This is a genomic window from Moorena sp. SIO1F2 (assembly GCF_010672755.1).
Taxonomy (GTDB): Bacteria; Cyanobacteriota; Cyanobacteriia; order Cyanobacteriales; family Coleofasciculaceae; genus Moorena.
In genome coordinates this window covers 1-3244 of record NZ_JAAHFV010000525.1, presented here as the reverse complement: position 1 = coordinate 3244, position 3244 = coordinate 1, and the positions used below count along the sequence as shown (strand labels likewise).

The following is a 3244-nucleotide window of genomic DNA, read 5'->3' as shown; positions in this document are numbered from 1 at the left end:
ATTTAAAAAAGCAATTTTCATAAAAATTGCTTTTTATTGTATTGATACAGTACCTTTGTGGAATCCCTTGCTATTTAAGGGGTAATCGCTCATTTAAACTAGTTATTGAGTATAATCAGTCTAGGATAGGCATTGATCATAACACCTAAAAACACTCAGATCTTTTTCCTACTGTTCCCAGATCCGCTGCTCCCTGTTCCCTAAAACCCAGGACGAAATACCTCAGCAAATTGAGAACTGCTACATATGCGTGTAATCATCCAACGAGTCAAATCCTCTCAAGTCGAAGTAGAAACAACAGTGATTGGGAAAATAGGGCGAGGGCTTAACCTACTAGTCGGTATTGCGGATACTGATACGGAAGCTGAATTAGACTGGATGGTGCGAAAGTGTCTAGACTTAAGGCTATTTCCAGACGAGACTACTGGTAATGACCGTTGGGAAAAGTCCGTGCAGGATATAGGTGGTGAGCTATTGGTGGTTAGCCAGTTTACCCTTTATGGAGATTGTCGCAAAGGACGTCGCCCTTCCTTTAGTCAGTCCGCTGCTCCAGAATACGCTAGGGCATTATATCAACTATTTGTGGATAAGTTACGGATGAGTGGGTTGCGGGTAGAAACTGGTGAGTTTGGTGCTATGATGGAGGTTTGTATAGAGAATGATGGTCCAGTGACGCTGTTGTTGGAGAAAGAAGCATTAGTGCGCTAAGGGAACAGGGAACAGGGAACAGGGAGTGTGGGAAGTTTGGGGAGATGGGGAGATGGGGAGATGGGAAACATTTTTATAGCGTTTATCATACTGACGAGGTACAGTAAATTTTCGTCTTACACCGACTCCCGACTCCCGACTCAAGACAAGTCAATGGAATAATAATCCAAACTACCAAGTCCTGGACCCTGAGTCCACCGTGAATCAGGTTTCCAAGCACCATTTTCTTCTTCCCGGCGGCGAGTGTAGACACTGAGCTGATTATCGTTAATTTTCAGTAGATTATATTGCCAGGGATAAGCGGATCGTAGTTCAAAGGTCGGTGCGCTAAAGGTGCCAGCACAAATTCCATGGAGTTTGCGCCCATCTCGGCTGAGGTCGTAAGGGAAAAGGCTGGCTTGGGCTTTGTGGATGTGCCCGTGGAGGAACAAACGGAATCCAGCAACAGCGAGTTGTTGCATGAAGCCTTGGTCGGTAATCCTATCGCTTCCGTCACTATTTAGGGGATGGTGCCAAACTGCAATTTTCAGAAAGTTGTCGTAATCTTTATTACGGCGAATCTCGGTCAGGGCATTGCTCACAGCACCTGAGTGGATGCTAGCACGGTCTCTGAAGTGGTGATCCAGTTGCCAAGCGGAGTTTAGTCCTAGGATCAGCAAATTTTGCTCTGGGAGATAGTCGATAATCCCTTGCTGGTCATAGTCTAGGGGATAGGGTTCAGTTTTGATAGCTTGATAGAATTGGCTGAAGTGGGCAAAGCGTTGTTGGTATTTGGTATCATCTCGAACCCAAATCGCTCGTGGACTTTCTTCGATGTAGTGACCCTCTTCGAGTTTACCTTGGTATTTTTTGCGTTCGCGTAGCGTGGCCGAAGGCCAATCGCGTAAATCATAAGCGTCTTCTGATAGTTCCCAGTTCAGGTCATGGTTACCGGGAACTAGAACAATTTGCTTCGGGTCTAGGGGAAAGTCTTGGCGGAGGTTGTCGAGAAACTGTTGTGCAGCCTGGTATTCTTGAGGAGTGGAATAATTGGCGATATCACCGGAGAGGATAAGACCATCAAGGTGAGGGATGTCAAGGTCTTGGGTGAGGTCTTGAGCCAGTTGGTTTGACCAAAGGGTAGCTTGGTCAAGGGTGGTGATGTGGAGGTCCGAGAGGTGGAGGATGTATATGGTTTTAGTGGCAATGAATTTGGGAGGATCGGCTTTGGGAGTGGGTTTGGGACAATAGATTGGGTTGTAGACTTGGTAGCGCTGTTGAATGGCTTTAATAGCTTTGATAGTGTACTGAAGAGTATCTTCATCATGAGTTGCTGCCAATTCTTCGTTGTTCAGGAGATTAATCAGTTTAGAAATAGTGGCTTCCTTGCCAATTTTTTCCAGGGCATATGCCGCACTCCTACGCAGATAATAGTGGTCATCATCCAGCAATTTAATTAAGGGGTCGATGGTGGCTTCTGTGCCGATTTTTCCCAGAGCATATGCCGCACTCCTACGCACAGAATAGTGGTCATCATCCAGCAATTTAATTAAGGGGTCGATGGTGGCTTCTGTGCCGATTTTTACCAAGGCATCTGCCGCACTACTACGCACATAAGAGTTGTGGTCATCATCCAGCAATTTAATTAAGGGGTCGATGGTGACTTTTGTGCCGATTTTTCCCAGAGCTTCTGCCGCACTACTACGCACATAAGAGTCGGGATCCTCCAGCAATTTAATTAAGGGGTCGATGGTGGCTTCTGTGCCGATTTTTCCCAAAGCATATGCCGCAATACTACGCACATCATAGTGGTCATCATCCAGCAATTTTTTAATTAAGGGGTCGATGGTGGCTTCTGTGCCAATTTTTCCCAGAGCATATGCCGCACTCCTACGCACATAATAGTGGTTATGATCCAGCAATTTAATTAAGGGGTATATGGTGGCTTCTGTGCCGATTTTTCCCAGAGCTTCTGCCGCACTAATACGCACAGAATAGTGGTCATGATCCAGCAATTTAATTAAGGAGTCTATGGTGGCTTCTGTGCCGATTTTTCCCAAAGCATATGCCGCACGAATACGCACCAAATAGTGGTCATCATCGAGCAATTTAATTAAGGGGTCGATGGTGGCTTCTGTCCCGATTTTTCCCAGAGCATATGCCGCACGAATACGCACCAAATAGTGGTCATCATCGAGCAATTTAATTAAGGGGTCGATGGTGGCTTCTGTCCCGATATTTCCCAGAGCATATGCCGCACTTCTACGCACAGAATACTCGTCATCATCGAGCAATTTAATTAAGGGGTCGATGGTGGCTTCTGTCCCGATATTTCCCAGAGCATATGCCGCACTTCTACGCACAGAATACTCGTCATCATCGAGCAATTTAATTAAGGGGTTGATACTGGCTTCTGTCCCGATTTTTACCAGAGCAGATGCCGCACTTCTACGCATATCAGAGTCGTCATCATCCAGCAATTTAATTAAGGGGTCTATGGTGGTTTCTGTCCCGATTTCTCCCAAAGCATATGCCGCACTCCTACGTACATCATAGA

Annotated in this window: 3 protein-coding genes; 2 read left to right on the top strand and 1 reads right to left on the bottom strand. The window is 46.0% G+C overall.

Features of this window, described 5'->3' with window-relative positions:
* Positions 1 to 246 precede the first annotated feature (246 nt).
* Complete coding sequence (dtd, locus tag F6J94_RS32160; protein ID WP_293029133.1) at positions 247 to 708, top strand: D-aminoacyl-tRNA deacylase; 462 nt, start codon at positions 247 to 249, stop codon at positions 706 to 708.
* 36 nt (positions 709 to 744) lie between these two features.
* Positions 745 to 870 (top strand): hypothetical protein, encoded by a 126-nt coding sequence (locus F6J94_RS32155; RefSeq protein WP_269087017.1) that lies wholly within the window; start codon positions 745 to 747, stop codon positions 868 to 870.
* On the opposite strand, the gene F6J94_RS32150 is transcribed toward F6J94_RS32155, so the two are convergent.
* A partial coding sequence (locus tag F6J94_RS32150; RefSeq protein ID WP_293047665.1) for a HEAT repeat domain-containing protein occupies positions 849 to 3244 on the bottom strand: 2396 nt, incomplete at its 5' end. The two genes, F6J94_RS32155 and F6J94_RS32150, sit on opposite strands and share 22 nt — an antisense overlap.